General features: G+C 59.2%; 22 protein-coding genes. 5 read left to right on the top strand and 17 right to left on the bottom strand.

Features of this window, described 5'->3' with window-relative positions; translation table 11 throughout:
* Positions 1–20: 20 nt before the first annotated feature.
* From ACQY8Q_RS13785 to ACQY8Q_RS13770, 4 genes are all read right to left on the bottom strand, one after another.
* Positions 21–1,667 carry an alpha/beta hydrolase gene (locus ACQY8Q_RS13785; RefSeq protein WP_428427089.1) on the bottom strand — a complete coding sequence of 549 codons (1,647 nt, stop codon included), beginning with the start codon at positions 1,665–1,667 and terminating at the stop codon, positions 21–23.
* A 44-nt stretch (positions 1,668–1,711) separates the two neighbouring features.
* Positions 1,712–2,179, bottom strand: coding sequence for a nucleoside deaminase (locus tag ACQY8Q_RS13780; protein WP_428427088.1), 468 nt, complete (start codon positions 2,177–2,179; stop codon positions 1,712–1,714).
* A 77-nt stretch (positions 2,180–2,256) separates the two neighbouring features.
* Positions 2,257–4,203: a MacB family efflux pump subunit gene (locus ACQY8Q_RS13775; protein ID WP_428427087.1), complete on the bottom strand. Its 1,947-nt coding sequence runs from the start codon at positions 4,201–4,203 to the stop codon at positions 2,257–2,259.
* An 11-nt stretch (positions 4,204–4,214) separates the two neighbouring features.
* Complete coding sequence (locus ACQY8Q_RS13770) at positions 4,215–5,459, bottom strand: efflux RND transporter periplasmic adaptor subunit (protein WP_428427086.1); 1,245 nt, start codon at positions 5,457–5,459, stop codon at positions 4,215–4,217.
* Between the two features lie 55 nt (positions 5,460–5,514).
* Here ACQY8Q_RS13770 and ACQY8Q_RS13765 point away from each other — a divergent pair, with 55 nt between their 5' ends.
* Positions 5,515–5,985, top strand: coding sequence for a hypothetical protein (locus ACQY8Q_RS13765; RefSeq protein WP_428427085.1), 471 nt, complete (start codon positions 5,515–5,517; stop codon positions 5,983–5,985).
* 53 nt (positions 5,986–6,038) lie between these two features.
* Here ACQY8Q_RS13765 and ACQY8Q_RS13760 read toward each other — a convergent pair whose 3' ends face one another.
* From ACQY8Q_RS13760 to ubiE, 3 genes are all read right to left on the bottom strand, one after another.
* A complete protein-coding gene (locus tag ACQY8Q_RS13760) occupies positions 6,039–6,575 on the bottom strand; it encodes a GNAT family N-acetyltransferase (RefSeq protein WP_428427084.1) in 537 nt (178 codons plus the stop codon).
* A 195-nt stretch (positions 6,576–6,770) separates the two neighbouring features.
* Positions 6,771–8,345: a 2-polyprenylphenol 6-hydroxylase gene (gene ubiB, locus ACQY8Q_RS13755; RefSeq protein WP_428427083.1), complete on the bottom strand. Its 1,575-nt coding sequence runs from the start codon at positions 8,343–8,345 to the stop codon at positions 6,771–6,773.
* 62 nt (positions 8,346–8,407) lie between these two features.
* Positions 8,408–9,184 carry a bifunctional demethylmenaquinone methyltransferase/2-methoxy-6-polyprenyl-1,4-benzoquinol methylase UbiE gene (gene ubiE, locus ACQY8Q_RS13750; RefSeq protein ID WP_428427082.1) on the bottom strand — a complete coding sequence of 259 codons (777 nt, stop codon included), beginning with the start codon at positions 9,182–9,184 and terminating at the stop codon, positions 8,408–8,410.
* A 207-nt stretch (positions 9,185–9,391) separates the two neighbouring features.
* On the opposite strand from ubiE, the gene mutM reads away from it, so the two are divergent.
* The 3 genes from mutM (at position 9,392) to dnaA (ending at position 13,288) form a co-directional block, all read left to right on the top strand.
* Entirely contained in the window at positions 9,392–10,282 is an 891-nt protein-coding gene (mutM, locus tag ACQY8Q_RS13745) for a bifunctional DNA-formamidopyrimidine glycosylase/DNA-(apurinic or apyrimidinic site) lyase (protein WP_428427081.1), read from the top strand.
* A 202-nt stretch (positions 10,283–10,484) separates the two neighbouring features.
* Positions 10,485–10,751 carry a 30S ribosomal protein S20 gene (gene rpsT / locus ACQY8Q_RS13740; protein WP_113246161.1) on the top strand — a complete coding sequence of 89 codons (267 nt, stop codon included), beginning with the start codon at positions 10,485–10,487 and terminating at the stop codon, positions 10,749–10,751.
* 1,085 nt (positions 10,752–11,836) lie between these two features.
* Positions 11,837–13,288, top strand: coding sequence for a chromosomal replication initiator protein DnaA (gene dnaA / locus ACQY8Q_RS13735; RefSeq protein WP_428427080.1), 1,452 nt, complete (start codon positions 11,837–11,839; stop codon positions 13,286–13,288).
* An 81-nt stretch (positions 13,289–13,369) separates the two neighbouring features.
* Here dnaA and ACQY8Q_RS13730 read toward each other — a convergent pair whose 3' ends face one another.
* Positions 13,370–14,761 carry a leucyl aminopeptidase family protein gene (locus ACQY8Q_RS13730; protein WP_428427079.1) on the bottom strand — a complete coding sequence of 464 codons (1,392 nt, stop codon included), beginning with the start codon at positions 14,759–14,761 and terminating at the stop codon, positions 13,370–13,372.
* Between the two features lie 138 nt (positions 14,762–14,899).
* On the opposite strand from ACQY8Q_RS13730, the gene ACQY8Q_RS13725 reads away from it, so the two are divergent.
* Complete coding sequence (locus ACQY8Q_RS13725) at positions 14,900–15,721, top strand: tetratricopeptide repeat protein (protein ID WP_428427078.1); 822 nt, start codon at positions 14,900–14,902, stop codon at positions 15,719–15,721.
* Positions 15,722–15,739: 18 nt separating this feature from the next.
* Here ACQY8Q_RS13725 and ACQY8Q_RS13720 read toward each other — a convergent pair whose 3' ends face one another.
* From ACQY8Q_RS13720 to ACQY8Q_RS13680, 9 genes are all read right to left on the bottom strand, one after another.
* The gene (locus ACQY8Q_RS13720; protein WP_428427077.1) at positions 15,740–15,889 is read right to left on the bottom strand and encodes a hypothetical protein; all 150 of its coding nucleotides are present in this window, start codon (positions 15,887–15,889) and stop codon (positions 15,740–15,742) included.
* Positions 15,890–15,937: 48 nt separating this feature from the next.
* Positions 15,938–16,927 carry a type II secretion system F family protein gene (locus tag ACQY8Q_RS13715; protein ID WP_428427076.1) on the bottom strand — a complete coding sequence of 330 codons (990 nt, stop codon included), beginning with the start codon at positions 16,925–16,927 and terminating at the stop codon, positions 15,938–15,940.
* Between the two features lie 13 nt (positions 16,928–16,940).
* Positions 16,941–17,951, bottom strand: coding sequence for a type II secretion system F family protein (locus tag ACQY8Q_RS13710; RefSeq protein ID WP_428427075.1), 1,011 nt, complete (start codon positions 17,949–17,951; stop codon positions 16,941–16,943).
* Between the two features lie 8 nt (positions 17,952–17,959).
* Positions 17,960–19,426 carry a CpaF family protein gene (locus ACQY8Q_RS13705; RefSeq protein WP_428427074.1) on the bottom strand — a complete coding sequence of 489 codons (1,467 nt, stop codon included), beginning with the start codon at positions 19,424–19,426 and terminating at the stop codon, positions 17,960–17,962.
* 30 nt (positions 19,427–19,456) lie between these two features.
* On the bottom strand, positions 19,457–20,746 hold the full coding sequence (locus ACQY8Q_RS13700) for a CtpF protein (protein ID WP_428427073.1): 1,290 nt from the start codon (positions 20,744–20,746) through the stop codon (positions 19,457–19,459).
* Between the two features lie 30 nt (positions 20,747–20,776).
* Positions 20,777–21,535 carry a CpaD family pilus assembly protein gene (locus ACQY8Q_RS13695; protein ID WP_428427072.1) on the bottom strand — a complete coding sequence of 253 codons (759 nt, stop codon included), beginning with the start codon at positions 21,533–21,535 and terminating at the stop codon, positions 20,777–20,779.
* 12 nt (positions 21,536–21,547) lie between these two features.
* Positions 21,548–23,086, bottom strand: a complete 1,539-nt coding sequence (locus tag ACQY8Q_RS13690) for a type II and III secretion system protein family protein (RefSeq protein ID WP_428427071.1) — start codon at positions 23,084–23,086, stop codon at positions 21,548–21,550.
* Entirely contained in the window at positions 23,083–23,895 is an 813-nt protein-coding gene (gene cpaB, locus ACQY8Q_RS13685; protein WP_428427070.1) for a Flp pilus assembly protein CpaB, read from the bottom strand. Before cpaB ends, ACQY8Q_RS13690 begins: the two co-directional genes overlap by 4 nt.
* 177 nt (positions 23,896–24,072) lie before the next feature.
* A complete protein-coding gene (locus tag ACQY8Q_RS13680; RefSeq protein ID WP_428427069.1) occupies positions 24,073–24,585 on the bottom strand; it encodes an A24 family peptidase in 513 nt (170 codons plus the stop codon).
* Positions 24,586–24,717 lie beyond the last annotated feature (132 nt).

The raw sequence follows: 24,717 nt of genomic DNA, 5'->3' as shown, positions 1-24,717 counted from the left end.
GCATCGCTGCCGCCGGCTCCTCAATCCCGCTTCGAAACCATTTCCTTCAGGCGCCCTATATCACCGGGCGCCAACCCTTGGGGATCGGTCACAGCCACCCACGCATCGATATAATGTTCCGGCGCATAGACATGGCCGTAACCCATCGGCGATGTCGTCGCCATCGCCATATCGAGCGCCAGCTGCAGCATGGTGACGACCGGATACCAGGCGAGGTAAGGCGAGACATCGGGACCACGCGGCTGCTTCATCCAGTCCGGCTCGCGGTAGAAGGAATGCGGATCGAAAAAGGTCACGGGATCGCTGGCATATTGCAGATAGACGATCCGCATCGGCCCCCATTTTGCTCCGGGAACATCCAGCGCATTCTTCTGTGCCGTCAAGCGGATGACGGAGCTATCACGGAAGCGTGGCAGCCAGGCCGGAGATTCTGGCTCGCGGCCAGCGGTGACCGATTTCCACCCAGTGCTTTCGAAGGGCGGGCCGCTCCAGAGAGCGCCTTGAAAGGGATCGCCGATCACATCGAAGAGGTCGGCCGAGCGCTCGGAGTTCAGCGCACCGAGGCTGAGGCCATGCAGATAGAGTTTCGGGCGTTTGTCCTTCGGCAGTGTCGTCCAGTAGCCATAGACCGCCTTGAACAGTGCTTCTCCGGCCTCTGCGCCATAGCTCGGCTCGACCAGCAGCGACAGCCAGCTGGTGAGATAGGAATATTGCAGGGCGACGCTCGCCACATCTCCCTTGTGCAGATATTCGACCGTATCCATCGCCGCCGGATCGACCCAGCCGGTGCCGGTCGGAACAACGACGATCAGCGTCGTGCGCTCGAAGGCGCCGGTCCGTTTGAGCTCGGCGAGCGCCAGTGCCGCCCTCTCCTTCGCCGTTTCCGCCGCATTCAGGCCGACATAGACGCGGATCGGCTCCTGCGCAGGCTGGTGCAGGAAAGCGCCGATCTTTTCGGCCGTCGGGCCGGAGGTGACGAATTCACGGCCGCGAAATCCCAGGTCGTGCCAGGAGACAAGCGATGCAGCGCTGCCGGTCTTCAGCGGGCCTGCTGGAGGTGCCAGATCGCTGTCAATCAAGGCGTCCAGCTCGCGGAAGGATGAATCGGCAAGCCTCAGACCGGCCTTGAGCAGCAGGCCATCGGCGACTGACCAGAACAGGGTGAGAGCCAGAAGAACACCCAGCAGCCGGGCGATGGGTCTCGGGGTAACGTGCTCGAACTTGCGCGACAAAAGGGCGAATGTCATCCCGAACAGGCGGGCAAGCGCGATCACGACGGCGAAAATGAGCAGGGCAATCAACGCGAGCTTCAATGGCTCGGCGGTCTCGACCGGATCGAGCCCCATCAGGCTGCGGACAGAGTTTTGCCAGCGGGCGGCCTGCCAGAGGAATGCGATCGCTATTGCAGCACATCCGACAACAGCCAAAGTCTTGACGAAGCGCTCTATCCTTGGCGGAAGGGAAGGAAGCTCCAGATAGTGCCAGAGCCAGCGGCCGAACACGCCAAGACCATATCCGGCGGCCAGCGAACAACCGGACAGCACGCCCTGCAGCACGTAGGGCCGTGGGATGAGGCTTGGCGTCAGCGACACCGCGAAGAACAGGGCGCCGATCAGCAAGCCCGGCAGTGACAGCGATGCCCATACACGCAACAGATAGTTTTGCATCTCACCCCTCTGGCTGGATCAACCGCCGATCAAAACGTGCTGGCTCAGCCCTGCTGCATTTCCCGCCAAAACTCATAGATGTCCACCTCTCCTTCCGGCCGCACCGGACGGTAGGAAAATGTCATCTGTTGCTCGGCAAACGGTTTGCGCAGATCGGCGTAGAGCGGCGCCGATGTCAGCCCATAGGCCGCACCGTCCTCGTTCGAATAGGCGTAGGAAATATCGGTAATGCCGGCAAGCCGCATGGCTGCGAGGCACATCGGGCATGGATGGCCGCTGGCATAGACGGAAGCACCTTTGAGCGTGGCCGTGCCGCGCTTGATGGCCGCCGAACGCACCGCGAACAGCTCGGCATGGGCGGTTGGATCATGTGTCTCCAGCACGCCATTGACGCCCGTTGCTACCACCTCTCCGTCGATCACCAGCACGGCACCAAAAGGCCGCCCGCCCTTGCGGACATTGTCACGGGCAAGGGCGATGGCCTGGGTCATGAAACGATCTGTGTCGGACATGGTTTCCTCCTCGTGCGTTTGCACCAGTGGAAACGATCAGGTAGGCGGCGTCAACCGGTGACGGTGCGGCATGCTACTTAGGTGGAGGCTAGCGCCACAGCGGGCTGCAGACGCGAGGCGTTGTAGGCGGGCAGATAGCCGAAGATCAACCCGGTGAGGAAGGCGCTGCCAAAGGCGAGGATCACAGGGCCGGGGGCAAAGCTGACGGCGACGCCGAAAGCTTGGGCCACCGCACCGATGCCGAGACCCAACCCCACCCCGATCAGGCCGCCGAGCGCGGAAACCACCAGCGCCTCGACGATGAACTGGGTGAGGATGTCGCGGCCGCGCGCGCCGGTCGCCATCCGAATACCGATCTCGCGGGTACGCTCGGTGACGGAGACCAGCATGATGTTCATCACGCCGATGCCACCGACGAGCAGCGAGATGGCAGCGATCGAGCCGAGGAAGACTTTCAGAATGTTCGAGGTTTCGGTGAAGGTCTCGCGGATCGCAGCCATGTTGATGATCTGCGTATCCTGGCGCTTGTGGCGCTCGTCCAGCAGAGCCTGGATCTGATCCTGCGTCACGTTGATGGCGCTGCCATCCTTCACCTGCACGGTGATCGAGCGGACGTTCCTCGCCCCGAACAGGCGCAGGTTGCCCGTCGACAGCGGCACCAGAACCGTATCGTCCTGATCGTTGCCGCCGGCGCTGGCGCCCTTCTTCGACATCACACCGATGACCTGGAAGGGGATGTTCTTGATCAAAATATACTGGCCGAGCGGATCGGCACCGTCGGGAAACAGCGCATCGGCAACAGTCCGGCCCAGAACGGCGACGCTCGCATAGGCATCCATGTCGGTCTTTTCGAGGAAGGCGCCATCCTCGACAGTCCAGGATTTGGCCTCCGGGAACTGCGGCACCGTGCCGTTGACCGTCGTCTGGGTATCCAAGTTACCGGCACGCACCGTCAGTGTGCTCGACATTTCCGGCACCGCGAAGCTGATATTGGGTAGCTCCAGAATGGCATCGGCATCGGACGGGATCAAGGAGACGATGCTGCCCCCCTCGCCGCCGCGGAAATTCGACATGTTGGGCCGCACGACCAGCAGATCGGAGCCCATCGCGGCAATGCGGCTCAGCACGGAATCCTGCGCGCCTGTGCCGATCGCAAGCATCGCTACGACGGAACTGACGCCGATGACGATGCCAAGCAAAGTCAGGATGGTGCGAAACAGATTGGCCCGAAGTGCCCGGAACGACATGCGGACGGCTTCGGCTACATCGGTGATAATAGCGGCCCTGCCGACGCTCTTGGCGGCAAGAGGAGGCTTGGTGCGGCCGATCCGCCTGATATTGCCGGGGATACGGTCGGCAACGATCAGGCCATCGCTGATCTCGATGACGCGGTCGGCGGATTCGGCCAGTTCAGGCGCGTGGGTGATGATGATGACGGTATGGCCGTCCTCGTTCATCTGCCGCAGCGTCGCCATCACTTCCTTGCCGCTCTGGCTATCGAGCGCGCCCGTCGGCTCGTCCGCCAGAATGATCTGGCCGCCGTTCATCAGCGCGCGCGCAATCGACACACGCTGCTGCTGGCCGCCGGACAGCTGGTTGGGCAGGTGATCGAGGCGGTCGCCGAGACGCAGCGAGCGCAAAAGCATGCTGGCCCGCTCCTCCCGCTCCCGTGACGGCATCCCTGCATAGATGGCAGGGATTTCGACATTTTCCTGCGCCGTTGCGGTCGCCACCAGATTGTAACTCTGGAAGACGAAGCCGAACATCTGGCGGCGGCGGGCCGCAAGCTCGTCGGCGTTCAAGTCCGAGACGTCCTCGCCGTCGAGCAGGTACGCGCCGCCCGTCGGCGTATCGAGACAGCCGAGGATGTTCATCATCGTCGACTTGCCCGAACCGGACGCGCCGACGATGGCGACGAATTCGCCCGGCTGGATATCCAGCGAGACGCCGCGCAGCACCTCGACGGCCACGTCGCCATTGACGAAGGTCTTGCGGATATCCTTGAGCGAAATGAGCGGGGTCATCGGGTGTGCCCTCAGAACATCGGCGGCATGCCGCGCCGCGAATTGCCCCGACCAGACGATGCCTTGTCACCGGAACCTGCGCTGACGACGATGGTGTCTTTTTCGCCAAGGCCCTGCTTGATCTCGATGCGGACGCGATTGCGGATGCCGGTCTCGACCTGACGGGCTTCATGAGCACCGGAGGCGGCCACAACGGTCACTTCGCCGGACGTGCCATCCTTGCCGAAATGAACAGCGGCGACCGGAACTGTCAGCACGTCCTTCGCCGCCGACTCGACGAAAAACACCTGCGCCGTCATGTTCATCATCAGTGCGCCATCCGGATTGGGCACGTCGAACAGGGCGTAATAGAGCACGACATTGTTTTCGGTCGCGGGCGTCGGCTTGATCTGGCGCAGCGTGCCGGGATAACGCTTGCCAGGCTGACCGAGCAGGGTGAAATAGGCGTTCATGCCGACTTTGAGCTTGCCGACATCGGCCTCGGACACCTGGGCTTCGACCGTCATGGTCGAGAGATTGCCGATGGTGACGATCGTTGGTGCCGTCTGGTTGGCATTCAGCGTCTGGCCTTCCTTGGCCGAGGTATTGATGATCGTTCCCGTCAGTGGCGCATAAATCTTGGTATAGCCAAGGCTGATGCGGGCATCCTTGAGTGTTGCCTGCTGCTTGCGGACCTGCGCCTTCAATGAATCGACATTGGCCTCGGCTGCGGCAAGGGCCGCCACCGCCTCGTCGAGCGCCGACTGGGCGGCACTGTTGCCCGCAACAAGGGCGCTCTGGCGCGTCAGGGTGGCATTGGCCAGAACGACCTGCGCCGATTTGTCGATCATCTGCGCCTCGAGATTGGCAAGTTCTGCCTCGGCGATCTCGATCTGCGTTTCGATGGAGGCACTGTCGATCTCGGCGATCAACTGGCCTTCCTTGACGCTATCACCGATCTCGACCTTGAGGCTCTTCAGCTGGCCGGACACCTGGGCGCCGACATCGACATCCTTGATCGGGCTCAACAGACCGGATGCCGTGACGCTGTTTTCGATATCGCCGCGCACCGGCGCCTCGGTAACAACGGCCTGTGCCGCCTCCTCCTTGCCGTAGACCGACCAGCCGTACCAGCCGGCGGCGGCAAGGATCAGGGCGGGAAGGATGAGCCAGCGCCTGCGCGTGCGTCCACGCTTGCTGCGCACCGGCAGCGGCTGCGCGGCGACGGCATCCTGTTCTTCGACTGCAGGGGCAATTTTCCGGGTGGCGTCCGCCATTCACATCTCTTTCGGCTTCATTCGGGCATTGGCCGTCATTCCCGCGACAGCTAGATTGAAACTACGCCATAATGAAGTCCAACAGCATGAAATCTCTGTAATCTTCCCGTTTTTCGTTTCGCAATGTTTCCATGCCAACCACAATGCAATGGATTTTACAGACGAAAAACCGGCGGGGCGAACCGCCGGTTTCGTCGATGGCAACATCTGCGGGAAGGCGGCCTCAGTCGCAGACCCGGATGCGCCTGACGACCAGATTGCCGTAATGGTCGTATTTGCGGATTTTCTTGATCCAGCAATTCGGCTCGTAATAGCGCTTTTTGTAGTGCTGGCGCCTGTGGCCGTAGTAGTGATCGGCCTGACTGTAACCACCGCCATAATAGCCGTCATTGGAGCCGCCATAATAACCGCCAGCCTGCGACGGGCTGCGAAGGAAAGAGCCGCGCTGACGGCAACGATGGAAGCGATGATCAGTGCGCGCATGGTGGTCTCTCCTCTTGGCTGGATGAGGCCACCTCATCCTTGAGAGGGACAATCGCATACTGAAAACAACGCGGCAGTTCCCGACGGAACAAGGCGTCAACCGGCCGATGTCTTGATCCGGGCCATCGCGAGCACATCGGCAAACGCTCCGTCGCGAAACGCGTAAGCCTTATGAACGCCCTCGGTGACGAAGCCAGCGGTCTCGTAAAGCGCGATCGCTCCGGTATTGTCTGTAAAGACGGTGAGTTCGATGCGGGTGATGTTCAGCCAGTTATCCGCCGCATCGATCAGCTCACGCAACAATGTCTTGCCGATGCCCTGCCGTTGGTAGGCGTCGTGGACGCTCATGCCGAGCATCGCCACGTGATGCCGCCTTCCCGCCTGACGATGGAGCCCGGCTGCCCCCAGGATGACGCCGTTCCGTTCCGCCACTAGCTGAAGCCCGCCGTCTGACGGCTTCTCCAACCACGAGCGAACGTCCTCTGGTCGCGTATGAGGCAGCCGCAGCGTTCCCCGCCGCACACCCGGCTGGTTCAACATGGCGGCCATCTGTTCATAATCGCCGGGGCGAGAAGCCCGGATGAGCAGTTCACTGTTCGAGGGTAAAACGGCGGGGTTTTCTGTTTGCTTCATGACGATCCTCGTCTTCGAATGCGAGGAGGTGAGAAGCTTGCGACCCTACCTGCCTCGGCAGGGTCCACAGGATGAAAGCGCTTTTAGCCCAGCACCGATCCCGCGCACCCCGAAAGGTCCGTGCAGGTCACAATAAGGGTGTTGGCCACGCTGTTCATGTCCTGAAATTGAACGAACGTGGCGGCGAAGGCAAGCTCAAAAAACCCGCCATGCGATAACGACCAGTGTGAGTGCGATCACCCAAAGCGCCGCACGGCCCGAACGGCTGTGACGCGCCTCGGCGCGGCCGATGGCTTCGGCGGTCTGGGCGTCGAAACGCATACCGTTCTCGGCCATGGCCGTGATCTCGCGCGAAAACTTCTCCGTCTTGGCGGCGATCTCGGGTGCTGCCTCGGCAAGCCTGACGGCCGCGTGAAAAGCTTCCTTGACGTCTCCCAGAATGCGCTTGGGGCCAAGATTGTCGCGGATCCAGGCGCCAACGACCGGCTCTGACGCCTTCCACATGTTGAAGCGCGGATTGAGCGTGCGGGCGACACCTTCGACGACGACCATGGTTTTCTGCAGCATGACCAGTTCAGGCCTAGTCTCCATGTCGAACAGCTGGGTGACCTCGAACAACAACGTCAGCAGCTTGGCCATCGAGATGGTTTCGGCCGGCTGGCCATGGATCGGCTCGCCGATGGCGCGGATGGCCTGCGCAAAACTTGCGACATCGTGATGGGACGGCACATAGCCCGCTTCGAAATGCACGTCGGCGACGCGGCGGTAATCGCGGGTGATGAAGCCATAGAGGATTTCGGCAAGGAAGCGGCGCTCCTTCTTGCCGAGCCGGCCGACGATACCGAAATCGACGGCAACGATCATGCCCTGCGGATCGACGAATAGATTGCCCTGGTGCATGTCGGCATGGAAGAAGCCGTCACGCAGGGTATGGCGCAGGAAGGACTGGATCAGCGTATCGGCCAGTGCATCGAGATCGTGGCCGGCGGCGCGCAGGCCCTCGACATCCGACATCTTGGTGCCGTCGATCCACTCCATCGTCACGACGTCGCGGCCGGTGCGTTCCCAGTCGACCTTCGGCACCCGGAAGCCCGGATCATCGGCGGAATTTTCGCCGAGTTCTGACAGGGCGGCGGCTTCAAGCCGCAGATCCATCTCGATCTTGGTGGTCTGCTCCAGTGTCTTCGTCACCTCGACCGGCCGCAGGCGGCGGCTATTGGGCAGGAAACGCTCCTGCAGCCCGGCAACGAGGAACATAGCTTCCAGATCATGGGCAAAGCGCTGGCGAACGCCGGGGCGGATGACCTTGACGGCGACCTTGTGTTCGGCGCCATCCTTCAGCACCGTGGCCGGATGTACCTGCGCAATGGAAGCGGCGGCGATCGGGTCGCCAAAATGAGTATAGAGTTCGGCGACCGGACGGCCGAGCGAACTCTCGATAGCGGCGCGCGCTTCCTCCACAGGAAACGTCGCCATGCGATCCTGCAGGAAGGACAGATCTTCGGCAAAATCAGCGCCGACGACATCCGGACGGGTGGCGAGGAACTGGCCGATCTTCACGTAGGATGGACCAAGCCGTTCGATCGCCCGGGCCAGCCGGTCGCTGCGATCCTCATTTCTGGCACGGCGGCGCGCGAAAAGACCGGCGAAGGACTGCGCGGCCTTCGGCAATGCCGGCAGGTCTTCCGAAGGCAGTGCCGAGATGACGCCTTCGCGGACCAGTACCCAGCCGATGCGGATGAGGCGAAGATAGGCTCCTGGCGTGCTCATAGCGGCTGGCCGCCGCGCCGGGGCAGCCCGTCAGAGCGCTTCACGAGAATGGATATCATGCGTCAGATCTTCCAGCCGGAATGCAGCGCGGCAATGCCGGCGGTGTAATTGGTATAGGTGACACGCGAGAAGCCGGCCTTGGTGATCATGGCAGCGAAATCGCGCTGATTGGGAAACTTGCGGATCGATTCCACCAGATACTGGTAGGGCTCGGCCTCGCCGGTGACCATCCGGCCGAATTTCGGGATCGCGTTGAACGACCAGGCATCGTAGACCTTGTCGAGCAGCGGCATCTCGACTTCGGAGAACTCCAGCACCAGCAGGCGTCCGCCGCGCTTGAGGACGCGGTAGGCTTCAGTGAGGGCCACGTCGATGCGCGGCACGTTGCGAATGCCGAAGGCGATCGTATAGGCGTCGAAGGAATTGGCCTCGAACGGCAGTTCCTCGGCATTAGCCTCAACAAACGTCAGATTGGGCGACAGGCCCTTCTTTTCGGCGCGCTCGGCACCGACGCCGAGCATCGAGCCGTTGATATCGAGAACGGTTGCATGCGCCTTGCGATCGGATGCCTCGACGATGCAGAAGGCAATGTCGCCGGTGCCGCCGGCAACGTCGAGAACCTTGTAGTCCTCGGAGCGGCGCGGATTGAGCGAGGCGATCATCGCATCCTTCCAGGCGCGGTGCAGCCCCATGGACATCACATCGTTCATGATATCATAGCGCTTGGCAACCTTGTGGAAGACATCGTTGACAAGTGCCTGTTTCTCGCCCTGACCAACCTGGCGAAACCCGTAGGAGGTTTCCATGCCGCCATCGGCAGAGGTGCGCTCACCAGTCATCAAGGCCTACTCCATTCAATCGCTGTTGCGCCAACCATAGCGAATTCGCTTCATCCACGCTATCTCTGCGGCAGATAGCGGCCTGCGGCATTCGCGCCCGTGGTTAAGGCTGACCCGCTATAGGAACCGGCCTGCTATAGGATATGTGCGCTGCGAATGGAATTGCCAAATGACCCCGGTCGGTTGGCGGATGGTTAGGAGATAGGAATGCCGGAACTTCCCGAAGTGGAAACGGTGAGGCGGGGCCTGACGCCCGCAATGGAAGGCGCGCTCTTGGTGCGGGCCGAACTGCGCCGTCCGGATCTGCGCTTCCCCTTCCCTGCCGATTTCGCGACGCTCGTCTCAGGCAGGCGGATCGTCTCGCTCGGACGGCGGGCGAAATATCTCCTGATCGACCTTGAGGGTGGCGACGTGATCATCGCCCATCTCGGCATGTCAGGCTCTTTTAGGGTGGAAGACGGTCCGCTGTCCGAGACGCCAGGCGACTTCCATCATCCGCGTGGCAAAAGCGAAAAGCACGATCATGTCGTTTTCCATCTGGAGGGGGCAAAAGGCCCGGCCCGCGTCATCTATAACGACCCGCGCCGGTTCGGCTTCATGGACCTTGCCCGGCGTGAAGTGCTGAGCAACCACGCCTTTTTCCGCGATCTTGGCGAAGAACCGACCGGCAATGTGCTCGATGCCGCCTATCTCGCCGCACGGTTTGCCGGCAAGGCGCAGCCGCTGAAATCGGCGCTGCTCGACCAGAAGAACATTGCCGGCCTTGGCAATATCTATGTCTGCGAGGCGCTGTGGCGCTCCGGCCTGTCGCCGCTGCGGGCCGCAGGGACACTGGTGGATGCCAAGGGCCGGCCCAAGGCTAACCTTGTGCTGCTGACCGAGGCCATCCGGGCGGTCATTGCCGATGCCATTGCTGCCGGCGGATCGTCGTTGCGCGACCATATCCAGACGGATGGCACGCTCGGTTATTTCCAGCATTCGTTCTCGGTCTACGATCGCGAAGGCGAACCTTGCCGGACGCCGGGGTGCGGCGGAACCGTCGCCCGTGTCGTTCAGGCGGGCCGATCGAGCTTCTATTGCCCGAAATGCCAGAAATAGCGGACCCGGCCGGGAGTTCCACCGGCCGTGTTTTCGAAAATATCGCGTTGACGCACGCAGTGTTTAAGGCTATATGCCGCCCACAGTTTGGAAAGCCGCTCCAAGGTTTTCCGATATTGCTCCCTACTTGCTTGGACGACAGGTCGCAGTGACCCGGCACGACGGTAGAGAGTTTTTGTCAGATTTCGAAGAGAGACACCAAATGGCCAATACAACTTCGGCGAAAAAAGCGACCCGCAAAATCGCCCGCCGCACGGAAGTCAACAAGTCCCGCCGTTCGCGCGTTCGCGGCTTCATCCGCAAGGTTGAAGAAGCCATCGCTTCCGGCGACCAGGTTCTTGCCCAGGCAGCCCTGAAGGCAGCCCAGCCGGAACTGATGCGCGCCGCCACTAAGGGCGTGCTGCATGCCAATACGGCATCGCGCAAGGTTTCGCGTCTTGCGAGCCGCGTAAAGTCGATTTCGGCTTAAGCCGGCTTATTAAAATATCGTCAATGATTTAGCCCGGTCTATGACCGGGCTTTTCAGATTCATACTTCCCGGCACGATGATGGTTAATCCTTGTGCAAGTTATTGTGTCACCGCAATGACAGAGATTTTTAAGTAAAATCAAATGGTTGCGGGAGGACACTCAGACTCACCCGCCTCTTGGCCGGGCCTTTTAAGGCTCCAAACGAGTCAAGAAATTTTTTATTTTTCTTGTTTTTCGCCAGCTAAGTTCTAGTCCGAAATTCAAAGCCCTTGATTCAAAAGCGATTCTCTTCTGCCGGGCCACCGTCCATGCAGGACACGCTATGAGAGTCAACGCCCGAGCCTTTCCAAGTGTTAAAAATCGCGATTGATCTTGTGCCACGATCCTGCCTAAATGCCCTCACAGAAGGCGCGGGACAAACCTGTGGACAAGATGAGAAAGCAGCCTTTCAACAGGCGTTGCAATTTCACTTAAGCCTTTTGTAACGGGGTGGTTCCACAACGTTCCATCAATCAGAACAGAGCGTTTTTGGCTGTGCAATTTGTTTGCCCGGAATGACACTCTGTGACTTCTGATTGTGAATGGGGCTGCCTGATACGCCGGACTTTTACATCGCGGGTTTTGCTGCGCGGTAATGGAATGGTGGCCGATATGCGGATGAGGACGCATTGTCGGCAAACTGGCCTGCTCTTCTTTTAACGAGGGTCGGGAGGGCCGGTTAGGACATAGACGGATCTGGAAAGGACACGAGGCCTGACCGGACCCTGGAATGAAATGTGCAAGCGGGACATGCGTTTGGCTCTGCCAAACGAATTTTGCACGAAACCGTATGCTGAGAGGAGGATGAGGATTCCTCTTAATTGTACGGAGAGCGTTTGAATTGAGCGGCATGCCTTGGAAGAGGGCCGCACGAGACAGACATAAAGGCTGACGCCGACAGCAATGTCGGCGTCGCGGAATGATATTGGAAGGCGGCAATATGCTTGGTAATTCGGTGACGGCGGCGATCGTGTTTGAAAATGGGGAGAATGCACGTCAGATTTCGGTAAAACAATCTGACGGGACGACGGGGGAAAAGGGCGACATGATACAGAGCGCACTTTTCGAACGGGTCAGTGCGCGTTTGAAGGCCCAGGTCGGTCCTGATGTTTTTGCCAGCTGGTTTGGCCGGCTGAAGTTGCAGTCCGTTTCCAAAAGCGTCGTGCGGCTTTCCGTTCCGACGACCTTTCTGAAATCCTGGATCAACAACCGTTACCTCGACCAGATCACCACCATCTTCCAGCTGGAAGATGCCGAGATCCTGAAGGTGGAAATCGTCGTTCGCAGCGCAACCCGCGCCGTTCGTCCGGGCCTGCAGGATGATGCACCGCAGGCAAACCACAGCGATACGGCAACGCCCGCGTCTTCGCGCCGTTCAGCGCCGCAGTCGCTTGCCCATCATGCTGCCAACACAGTCGGCAATTTGCAGAAGATGCAGCCGGTTGCAGGTCCGTTGTTCGGTTCGCCACTGGATTCACGCTACACATTCGAGAGTTTTGTCGAAGGCTCCTCGAACCGCGTTGCCCTTGCCGCCGCCAAGACAATCGCCGAAGCTGGCGCTGGCGCTGTGCGTTTCAACCCGCTGTTCATTCATTCGACGGTCGGCCTCGGCAAGACCCACCTTTTGCAGGCGATCGCCACCGCAGCGATCCAGAGCGCCCGCGCGCCCCGCGTCGTCTATCTGACGGCGGAATATTTCATGTGGCGTTTTGCAACAGCCATTCGCGACAATGATGCGCTCTCCTTGAAGGAAACGCTGCGCAACATCGATCTCCTGGTCATCGACGACATGCAGTTCCTGCAGGGTAAGTCGATCCAGCACGAATTCTGCCACCTCCTCAACATGCTGCTCGATAGCGCCAAGCAAGTCGTCGTTGCTGCCGACCGCGCACCTTGGGAACTGGAATCGCTCGATCCGCGCGTCCGTTCGCGTCTGCAGGGGGGCGTCGCCATCGAGATGGACGGGCCGGATTACGAGATGCGTCTCGAAATTCTCAAGCGCCGCCTCGAAGTCGCCCGTCTGGACGATTCCTCGCTCGACATTCCCGCCAATATCCTGAGCCATGTCGCGCGCAACATCACGGCCAGCGGCCGCGAGCTCGAAGGCGCCTTCAATCAACTACTCTTCCGCCTGTCGTTTGAGCCGACCCTGTCGATCGAACGCGTCGATGAATTGCTCGGCCACCTGGTCAATGCCGGCGAACCACGCCGGGTACGCATCGAAGACATCCAGCGTGTGGTTGCCAAGCACTACAATGTATCGCGCCAGGAACTGGTGTCCAACCGCCGCACCCGCGTCATCGTCAAGCCGCGCCAGATCGCCATGTATCTGGCAAAGACCCTGACCCCCCGCTCCTTCCCGGAAATCGGCCGCCGTTTTGGCGGGCGCGATCACACCACGGTTTTGCATGCCGTGCGCAAGATCGAAGACTTGATCACCGGCGATACCAAGCTGTCGCATGAGATCGAGCTGTTGAAGCGGCTGATCAACGAATAGAACCGAGGCCCTCGGACTGTTGTTGGAAACATGCCCCTGTTCACGCGAACAGGGGCATGTTCTTTTCAAGCTGCGTGCAGGTTACTTCTTCCTGTTCGCAATCAGATGATACAGCGCCCGGATGGCTTGCGCCTCGCCACCGAGAGGCGAATGCGGACGCTCTGCCGGTGCCCAGCCGAAGATGTCGAAATGCGCCCAGCTTTTCGCATTGGTGACGAAGCGCTTGAGGAACAAGGCCGCAGTGATCGACCCGGCCATGCCGCCTGAAGGGGCGTTGGTGAGGTCGGCTATACGGGCCGAAATGTCCTTCTCGTAACCCTTGTAGAGCGGCATGCGCCACATCGGATCATCGACCGTCAGGCTCGATTCCGTCAGATCGTGGGCCAGATCCTCGTCGTCGGTGTAGAACGGCGGCAGGTCCGGACCAAGAGCAACACGGGCAGCACCCGTCAGCGTCGCCATGTCGATCAAAAGATCGGTTTCCTCCTCATCTGCGTAAGCCAACGCATCCGCAAGGATCAGCCGGCCCTCGGCGTCGGTATTGTCGATCTGCACCGTCAGGCCCTTGCGGCTGCGGTAGATATCGCCTGGACGGAACGCATTGGCAGAGATCGAATTCTCGACCACCGGCACCAGCACGCGTAGATCGACCTTCAGCTTGGCATCCATGATCATCAGGGCGAGGCCCATGACATTGGCAGCGCCGCCCATGTCCTTCTTCATCAGCAGCATGGAGGCGGCCGGTTTGATGTCAAGACCACCGGTGTCGAAGCAGACCCCCTTGCCGACCAACGTCACCTTACGGTGACCCTTCTTGCCCCAGCGCAGTTCAAGCAGGCGCGGTGCCTCGGCGCTGGCGCGGCCGACAGTGTGGATCAGCGGGAAATTCTGCTTGAGCAGATCGTCGCCGGAGACGACGGCGACCTTGGCCTTGTAGTGGTCTCCCAACGCCCGGAACACGTCTTCCAGCGCATTTGGCCCCATGTCGTTGGTCGGCGTGTTGATCAGGTCGCGGGCGAGGAAGATGCCTGCGAGCTGCCGTTTGATATCGGCGGCATCGGCATCGGCCGGGATCATCAGGGTCGGCGCTTCCTTGATCGCCGCCTTGTAGCGGTCGAAGCTGTAGGAGCCGAGGCCGTAACCCAACGCTAACCGGTTTGCCGTCAGCGGCGCAGTTTCGATATGCCATTTCCCGGCCGGCAATGTCCGTGCCAGCTTACCCGTCAGGAACGGTGCTTCGGATGGATTAGCCCCAAGCCCGAACAGTGCGCCGCCAAGATGGCCATCCTCGGATGGGATCAACAGGACAGCGCCGGGCTCTGCCTTGAAGCCTGCCTTGCGGGCCCAATCGAGCGCAATCGGATCGATGGCGCCGATATCGATATGGGCCGGCGTTACCGCGAAGATCGGCAGGGTTTTGCCACCGCTGGTATTGAACGGCGACGGACGGTCGATGAATTGATAGGAGGCCATGGAAATCCTTTGGAAGGAACGGTGCAGAATCACCCGATTAACACTCTGTTAGGGTTAACAGATTATTGCTGGAGTGAAGATTGCGCCGATATGTTGGGGATTTGTCCGGTGCTTTGAAAATGCTTAGGGGCATTGGTGATGAATTCACACGGACGGACGTCTTTTTCGAGCAACCGGTTCCTGCAGGGCACCGCGATGGTGATCCTTGCGGTGACGTTGGCCAGCTGCGGCACGCAGAAGAAGGAGCTGACGACCGGCTCCATTCCCTCCGCCAATTTTTCCAAACCCGTCCAGTCGATGAACGCAACCGAACTCTCTGCAGCAGCGGAAAGCATTGGCAAGGCCTATGAGCGCAACCCGAAGGATCGCGCCGCTGGCCTGAACTATGCCAACATGCTGCGCATGACAGGCCGCAACGAACAGGCGCTGGCCGTCATGCAGCAGGTGGCGATCAATTTCCCGACCGACCGCGAAGTTCTGGCCGCCTATGGAAAATCGCAGGCCGCTGCAGGCCAGCTGGAACAGGCTCTGAGCACCATCACCCGCGCCCAGACACCCGACCGCCCGGATTGGAAACTGAAATCAGCCGAAGGTGCGATCCTCGATCAACTCGGCCGCGCCGGCGAAGCACGCCAGCGATATCGCGAGGCTCTCGACATCCAGCCGAACGAACCGACTGTCCTGTCCAATCTCGGCATGTCGTATCTGCTGAACAAGGATTTGAAGACGGCGGAGACCTATCTGAAATCAGCCGTCAGCCAGCCCGGTGCCGATAGCAGTGTGCGCCAGAACCTGGCGCTTGCCGTCGGCTTGCAGGGACGCTTCCCCGAAGCCGAGCAGATTGCCCGCCAGGAGCTTTCGCCGGACCAGGCCGAAGCCAATGTCAAATATCTCCGCTCTATCATGTCACAGCAAAATGCCTGGCAGAAGCTTGCCAAGGACGACAAAGGCACGAACTGATCCCTCCGGATGGCACCTTCAGTGGGGCAACAACCGCTTCGCAGCAATAATATGCGCAGCGATCAGTTCAGCCATCCGCCACGCGTTCGTATGCCCAACGGCTTGAGTGCTGCGTGCAGCTGCTTCAAAACCAATCGATACAGAATACCATCGATGGAAGATGCGCATTGCGCATCCCCTATCCTGACCTTGCTGTTGGATTGTACGGAAACCAGATCAGAACTTGTCGGAAACCTGGATACCGGCCGGGCCGAGGATGACCGCGATCAGGACGGGTAGAAAGAACAGGATCATCGGCACGGTGAGCTTGGGCGGCAGGGCCGCAGCCTTCTTTTCGGCCTCGTTCATCCGCTGGTCCCGGCTTTCCTGGGCAAGCACACGCAGGGCCTGAGCGATGGGCGTGCCGTAGCGATCCGCCTGGATCAGGGCCTGGACCACTGATTTCACATCGTCGAGCCCCGTCCGGATACCGAGATTTTCCAGCGCGATGCGCCGGTCTGGCAGAAACGACAGTTCTGCAGTAGTCAGAACCAGTTCTTCCGCGAGCGGCGCTGATTGTTCAGCAATTTCATCGGCCACCCGCCGCATGGCGAGCTCCATCGAAACGCCGGATTCCACGCAGATCAGCAGAAGGTCGAGCGCATTCGGCCACGCCCTGCGGATCGACTGCTGACGCTTGGATACGGCGTTGGAGATGAAAATGTTCGGCGCATAAAAACCGACATAAGCACTGGCGATGACCGCCAGAACCCGCATCATGAATGGTTTTTCGGCGAGGTAACCCAGAAAGAAAATATAGAAGGCGCCGACAGCAAGAAACAGGAAGGGCAGGCAAAAGCGGGCGACCAGAAACATGTTGAGTGCGTTTTGAGACCGATAGCCGGCCGACTTCAACCGATTGACGGTATTGTCGTCGACAAGTGCCTTGCGCAGGTTTAAACGCTCAACGAGTTGGCGGACCGACGTATTGTTCTGGGACCGCAGCGATGCTGCCTTGCCACCACTGATCTCGGCATTCAAGCGGACGCGCTCGCGTGCCCGGATGACGTCTCGCTCCGTGGCAACTGACTTCATCCGTTTTCCCAGATTCCCCCGCTCCAAGAAGGGGACTGCTAGCGAATAGAAGGTAGCCAGAACGGCCACTGCCACCAGGAAGGTAACGATGACGTTCGGATTTGTCAGGTTACTGATCATGCCCTCGCTCATGCCGGACCCTTTCCTAAATGTCGAAATTGATCATGTTGCGCATGACCCAGATGCCGATGCTCATCCACACCGCCGAAGCGCCCATAATGAGGTGGCCACGCGGATCGGTGAACAGGATCATCATGTAGTCCGGCGACGTCGTGTAGACCAAGAACGCGACGATGAACGGCAGCGCGCCGATGATACAGGCCGAAGCTTTGGCCTCCATTGATAGCGCCTGGACCTTGGCCTTCATCTTCTTGCGCTCACGCAGTACCTTGGAAAGGTTGCCGAGCGCTTCGGAAAGATTGCCACCAGCCTGCGCCTGAATGGCGATGACAATGGCGAAGAAGTTAACCTCCGGCAGCGGAATGGTGTTGATCATGCGCGCGCAGGCTTCAGGAATATTCAGGCCGACCTGTTGCGCCTCGATGATGCGCTTGAACTCAGTCTTGACTGGCTCCATGCCATCGCTGGCAATCAACCGGATGGCATCATTGAGCGGCAGGCCGGACTTGATCGAACGTACCATGATGTCGAGTGCATTGGGAAATTCGCTAAGAAACGCCTTGGCGCGCCGTTTGATCATGAAACTGATAAACCAGCGCGGCAAGCCGGCGCTGGCAACCAGAAAAATCCCTGCGATGACCGGCAGACCCATCCCCGCAATCAGTGCCAGAAAGCTAGCCGCACCACCGAACACCACACTGGCGATATAAAACTGCGAGATCGAAATCTTGAAGCCGGCCTGGATCAGTCTGACCTTCATGCTCGGCTTTGCCTTGGCCGATTTCTCCTGCTGCTTTTTCTCAAGATCCTTCAACGAATCCTGAACGGACTTTCGCCGTTTCGACATCTCGTTCACGCGGTCGCGGGCAGCCTTGACCTGTACCCTGTCGGTTTCGGCGGATTTGACCTTGCGGACGCGGCTTTCGGCCCTCTTTTCAGTTTCAATGCGTGTGAACAGAATGCCATAGGCGAGCCCCGCCGTCGAAAGCGCGACGAGACCAACGATCGCCAGAATGGTGATGTCTATTCCGAACATGAAGGCCCTCAGTCCTTTTCCATCGAATCGAGCGTCGCAGCCAGCCGTTTATCTTCGTTAAAGTAGCGGGCCCGATCCCAAAAGTGCGGACGGCCAATACCTGTCGACTTGTGCCGGCCGATGATCTTGCCGTTGGCGTCTTCGCCTTCCAGCTCGTAGCGCATCAGGTCCTGCGTGATGATCACGTCACCTTCCATGCCGATCACCTCGGTAATGTGGGTGATACGGCGCGAGCCGTCGCGCAGGCGGGCGGCCTGGATAATGACATCGATGGAACCGGCGATGATTTCACGTACGGTCTTTGCCGGAAGCGTGAAGCCGCCCATGGCGATCATCGATTCCATACGGCTCAGGCATTCGCGCGGTGTGTTTGCGTGGATGGTTCCCATCGATCCATCGTGACCGGTGTTCATCGCCTGCAACAGGTCGAAGACTTCCGGTCCGCGGACTTCGCCGACGATGATGCGTTCGGGCCTCATACGCAGGCAGTTCTTGATAAGGTCCCGCATGGTGATTTCGCCCTCGCCTTCAATATTCGGCGGACGGGTTTCAAGGCGAACCACATGCGGTTGCTGCAGCTGCAATTCAGCCGTGTCCTCGCATGTAATAACGCGTTCTTCCAGATCGATATACCCGGTCAGGCAATTCAGGAGTGTCGTCTTGCCGGAACCGGTACCGCCTGAGATAACGATATTGCAGCGGACGCGGCCGATAATCTGGAGAAGGACAGCACCTTCCGGCGTGATGGCACCGAACTTGACCAACTGGTCAAGCTTCAGCTTGTCTTTCTTGAACTTACGAATAGTCAGTGCCGTGCCATCAATGGCGAGCGGCGGAGCAATGACGTTGACACGGGAACCATCTGGAAGTCGGGCGTCGCAGATCGGTGAGGATTCATCGACGCGGCGGCCGACCTGGGAAACGATACGCTGGCAGATCGATAGAAGCTGCGCATTGTCGCGAAACCGCACTTCGGATTCGATTGTCTTGCCGTTCACTTCGATGAAGGTCTGACCTGCACCATTGACCATGATATCGGCGATGTCGTCGCGCGCCAGAAGCGGCTCCAATGGACCATAGCCGAGAACGTCGTTGCAGATATCCTCGAGCAGTTCTTCCTGCTCGGAGATCGACATCGCAAAATTCTTGATCGTGATGATGTCATTGACGATATCGCGAATTTCTTCGCGTGCGCTCTCATTGTCGAGCTTGGCGAGTTGCGACAGATCGATGGTATCGATCAGCGCCGAGAAGACCTGGGATTTGGTATCATAATAGTCTTCGGTGCGGGCGGTCTTCTTGCGAACTGGCAGTGGAGATGGCTGTGCGCGGGTAACAGGGATCGTCTCGCGAACGGGCTCGGCAAGCACCGGCGCGCTTGGGCGCTCGGCAACCGCCACGGACGCAGCCGGTTGCATGGCGGAACTGATGGACCCACCCTTTCCGAAGCCGTCGTTTCCTCGTTTACCAAACATGCGCTCAATCCGGTTTCGTTTGACTATCAGTTACTTGCGGCCAAGTATCCCGAGAATTTTGCCAAGACCGCCATTTTTGGCTTTTTTGGCTGTTGCCCGGCCGGTCAGGAGATGAGCCAGCTGCGAGAAGGTTTCGGCCGTCGGCGCTTTCTTGTCGATCTCGGCAATCATTCGGCCGCTGTTGGCGGCATTCCCGAACAGGACCACGTCGAACGGGATAATGGCGACGGGCTCGATCTCGAGGGAATCGCAGAAATCACCGGGCGATATTTCAGGCCGTTTCGGCAAGCCAACCTGATTGAGCACCAGATGCGGCGTCTTGTCGTTCGGCCGGATCTTCTTCAGTGAATCAAACAGGTTCTTGGCATTGCGCAGGTTGGCCAGATCGGGCACGGCGGTGATCACAACCTCATCCGCCTCAGCCAGCACCGTCCGGGTCCAGTCGGACCATTGGTGTGGCACATCGAGTACCGAAACTGGGGCGTTGCGCAGTAGGATTTCCATCAATGGCTGGAAGGCCGTCGCATCGAAGTCATAGGGCCGATCCAGCATCGACGGCGCAGCGAGCAGCGACAGGCGCTCGGAACATTTCGTCAAAAGCCGGTCAAGGAACACTTCATCGAGCCGCTCCGGGGAAAAAACCGCCTCGGAAATGCCCTGCGGCGGGTCCTGATCGAAATTGATGTTGGCGGTGCCATAGGGGAGATCGAGATCGGCCAGCACCACTTCGGTTGAAAACAGGTTGGAGATGCCCCAGGCGCAATTATGCGCCAGCGTCGAAGAACCGACACCACCCTTGGCACCGATGAAGGCGATGCTGCGCCCCAGCGGTTCGGCATCCGGATCGACGAAGATCGCCGAAATTGCGCCAAGCACGTCGGACATGGCGACCGGCGAAACGATGTATTCGGAGATGCCGTTGCGGATCAGGTCGCGATAGAGCGGGATATCGTTGTAACGGCCGATGATGATGACCTTGGTGCTGGGATCGCAGACGGCCGCTAGCGGCGCCAGTTCCTGCATCAGCAGACGTGGTTCCGTTGCCGTTTCAATAATGATCAGATTGGGCGTCGGTGTCGTAGAGAACATGTTCGCAGCAGCAGTGATCGAACCGCTGTTGATCCTGAACGTGACCTTGCTCATTCGGCGGTCCTGACCACACCGCTCCATCACCCGCTGCAAAGCCTCCGTCTCGCAGAAGGCATGGACGGATATCCGCGGAAGCGGCCGCAGATGGTCGACTTCGCTCGGGCGAGCGGCATCGGAAAAGGCATCCGGTTCACCCGATGCGGTCTCAATCTTGTAGTCAATCGTGCTCATGGTGCTATCCCTTCAAACCGCTCAGATGTGTCAGTTGAAGTTGATTGTGGGGCCAGGCTCGCCGCTGCCGGAGTCTATTCCGCGGTAGTCGCTGATCACCTTGCCGCGCTGAACGGCATCGATCGGCGACATGGCGCGCGGGCCGAGCAGATCCAGCGGATTGGCAATCTGTGCCGCAAGGTTAGCCTGGCTCGAGCAGCCGAAGTTCTCGTAATTCTTGTTCTGGACTGTGTTGGCGACCAGATCTTTTGGCCAGTTGCCGCAAGGGGCGGTCTTGGCAGTAATCGCCGTATAGCTCAGCCGCACCGGCGCTGCGTCGCCATAGGGATCGGCCTGATAACTGACCTCGATCAACCGGCTTGCCGGTATCCCTCCCCCGACGAGGACACCTCGGATTTCCTTGCGCAATGATGAGACAGACTCGGCGTTGGCAGACCCGCGCGGCAGCATAATCTGCACCGTACCCGTCGCGGAATTGGTATAGCCCTGCGCGAAGCCACGAATGACGTCGCGCGCGCCTTTGGTCAGGTGCCTGTCACTGGAACCGACTGGCACATCGATCGTGTGTTCCGCTTCGGCGATCACGATCGGGTGACGTGTCCGGTAATCGTCGGGCAGAGCTCCCGTGGACATGTTGTCCCGGTTGGCGCAGCCGGAAAGGCTTGTCCCGGCAACGAGCAAAACGCCAATCGCCAGCAGGCGTGCGAGACGGACCGGGCCTGCAAAAGTATTTGGCCGCATGAGCATGTGCCTTTTCATATCGCGGTTCAGGATGATGGTCGTTGTCATGTCCGCTCCCGCCTACTTGTAAATGAAGCCGACATTGCCGTGATACTGCCCGGTGGGGGCGGCCTGACGGGTGCCGTAGATGCGATTGACTTCACCGAGGAATGCGCTGGACAGGTCATCGGTCGGATTGAAATTGTCATCCGGACGCGACAGGGCGCTACGCGCGACCGGCTGAACCAGGTAAGGCGTCGCGATGATGACCAGTTCGGTCTCGTTGCGAATGAAATCCTTCGAGCGGAACAGCGTGCCGAAAATCGGGATTTTCGAGGCACCGGGAAGACCCGACATAGCCTGGCGGATATCGTCCTGCACAAGACCACCGATCACGATGGAGCCGCCGGACGGAAGCTCGACGCTGGTCGATGCCTTGCGGCGGCGGATCGACATGTAGGTCTGGCCAGGAATATTGATCGCATTTGCGTTTACGACCGACCCCTCGAACGTTGGTTCAGAAACCTCAGTTGAAATTTCCAGACTGATGCGGCCCGGCCCCAGAACGACAGGTGTGAAATCCAGCCCGATACCATATTCAACGGTTTCCACGGTTCTCTTCAGCGCACCCTTTTCGTCAACTTCCTGCTCGGATGGCAGTCGATATTCGCCACCGACGGAGAAGCTGGCCTTTTTTCCGGAAATTGCCGTCAGGCTGGGTTCGGCCAGAGTACGCATGACGCCGGCCTGCTCCATCGCGTTGAAATAGCTGCTGAAGCCCATGGAACCCGACCCGATGGCGCCACTGATCTGGGATGCAAACGCGTTGACCGCGTTGCCGAGGTTTGACGGGTTGCGGAAGGTGATGCCGTTTCCGCTGGTCGAACTCTTGATCGAGCCGCTAAAGCCAAGCTGCTTGAGCACCTGGCGCGAGACTTCGGCCACCGTCACCTTGAGCATCACCTGGTCTTCACCATCGATCCGGAGAAGATTGACGATCTGCGAAACCTGACGGCGCTCGGCAAAGATGTCCGCGTCACCGTTGTTGCCCTGGGCGGTGATATTGCGTGTTGTCGCCTCACCACCCTTGATAAAGGCCTGCGCAAGCTCCTCTACCCGGGTCGAGTCCAACGGTGTGCGAACAGTGCCTGTTAGGACGATGTTGTCAGAGATGATTTCAACCTTGATATCGGAATCGGGCAGAAAACGCCTGAGATTGGCTTCCAAGCCGGAAATATCGCGTTCAATCTCCAAGTCGAGGCTGACGATTTCCTCGCCGCCCGGACCGAACACAAATATATTGGTTTGGCCGACCGCTTTTCCGAAAAGATAGATACGGCGGGAGGTTCGTGTGACAGCATCCGCCAATCCTGGATCTGCAACAAGTATGTCATGCGCGTCCCTCGGCAGATCGACAACCACCGCCTTGTTCAGCCCTATCTTGATGGTCTTCTTGACGCCTGGTCCGCTATCGACGATGCGCACCAGCGACTGTGAAGCCGCCTCAGCGACAAAAGTCCCGGCCGGCAAGCCCGAAAAAGCGAGGCAAAAAGCCAGTCCGCCTGCGACAGAGCTCCGAAATTTATTTTCGATCCGCTTCACGTTCCGCTCCCGCATCATTTCGCCTGCCCCATGGATGAGCTTTCGTCGCTCTTGACGATAGAGCCCGATTTGATGACCTGAATGGATGGCCGCCCCTCGCCACTCAACAGATAGTCGGCCCCGATCGTATCCGGCTCCTGCGCGTCGGCGATGCTGCGCAGCACCAGCGACAGGCGTTCCGCCATCTGCTGGGCCACCGTCATAACCTTCGACTGGTCCGGGGTCAGTTCCAGTGTTGCAGTCGTACCGACCACGGACTTGGACCCGTCTTCCTTTTCCTCAACCTGCTGGTCGATGGCGAGCACGCGGACATTGCTGAGCACGGTTTCCGTCAGGAAATTATCCTGGTTCTTGCGGACCATGATGACATCGACGCGGTCGTTCGGCAGGATAAAACCGCCGGCGCCGGTCGCAACGGTAATTTCGGTAGCGACCGCACGCTTGCCGGCTGGCAAAAGCGACGACATGATCCGGCTCGACGAATCAGCCATCTTTTCTTGACGCACCGGTTCGCCATTAAAAATCGGCAGGCGGACGACGACGCCCTGAAGATCGGCGACTGCGTTCGGACGGAGATCTTCAGTAATCAGGCCTTCGACGACACCGTCCTTGGGCCAGGAGATCCAGTGCACGGCATCCGGATCAAGTCTCGACCCCACCGGCAGGCTCTTGCTGGCGACCAGAACGTTGACGGTCGGTTCGCGTTCGATCACCGGCTCGGCTGTGCTGGTGACGGTTCTGCCACTCGTCAGCTTAAGTGCCAGGAATCCTGCCAGCCCTGCCGATGCAACAGCCACTGCCAGAATAATAACGCGCACCGGTTTCATGATCTTTCCCTGCAGCCCGAGAATATGCTCGCTGCAGATTGATCAGGAATTGGTGTAATTATAGTTAACGGACCACTTACATTCGTGGTTAATAAACAATGCTCTTCAAATGCGCTCGTGCAACACGACAGCGAAGCCTCGTCTTATGAGCGACTGGCTCACAACGATCCGAAGATATTAACGCATCTGCCCCAGCGCAACCTGCATAAGAGGCGACGACGGATAAGCAAAGAACGCACCAAAGCCGATTGCGATGCCGTACGGGACCTTCGTTGCGGTCAGCAGAAGCTGCGGAACCGGGAGCCCATACATCAGGATCGCGTCTTCCTGCTTGCGCATAACCAGAATGGCAAGAGTTAGCACTCCGCCAAAGATCGACACCCAGGTGATGAATTCTATTAGGGAACTGTTAAATCCGAACCAGACAGCACTCGCAGTCAAGAGTTTGGCATCGCCCCCGCCCATAATATTGAATGCAAAAAGAGTGAAGCATGCCGTGAATACAACTAGACCGGCAATAATGTGCATACCAATTGACGCGAAGTTTAAACCCGCGAAAGGTGCGACAATCAGGAAAGAACCCAGCAGTATGGCTGAGATGCGATTTGGGATCGTCATCGTGAACAGATCGGAGAATGCGGCAAAGGCCAGACACAACGGGAAAATCACAAAAATAGCTGCTTCAGTCATGACGTCTTCCATTAATTCGTGTGTGACTGGGGAAGTTTATCGAACTTTCGTTACCGAATACCGACCGGCCTAAAGCACCTTGAACCGATATTTTTCGTATTGAACCGTACATCCACTGAATTGACAAAGGCT

Source organism: Pararhizobium sp., from assembly GCF_965279435.1.
Taxonomy (GTDB): Bacteria; Pseudomonadota; Alphaproteobacteria; order Rhizobiales; family Rhizobiaceae; genus Pararhizobium.
Note: the sequence above shows the minus strand (reverse complement) of the source record. Positions and strands in the feature narration are given on the sequence as shown.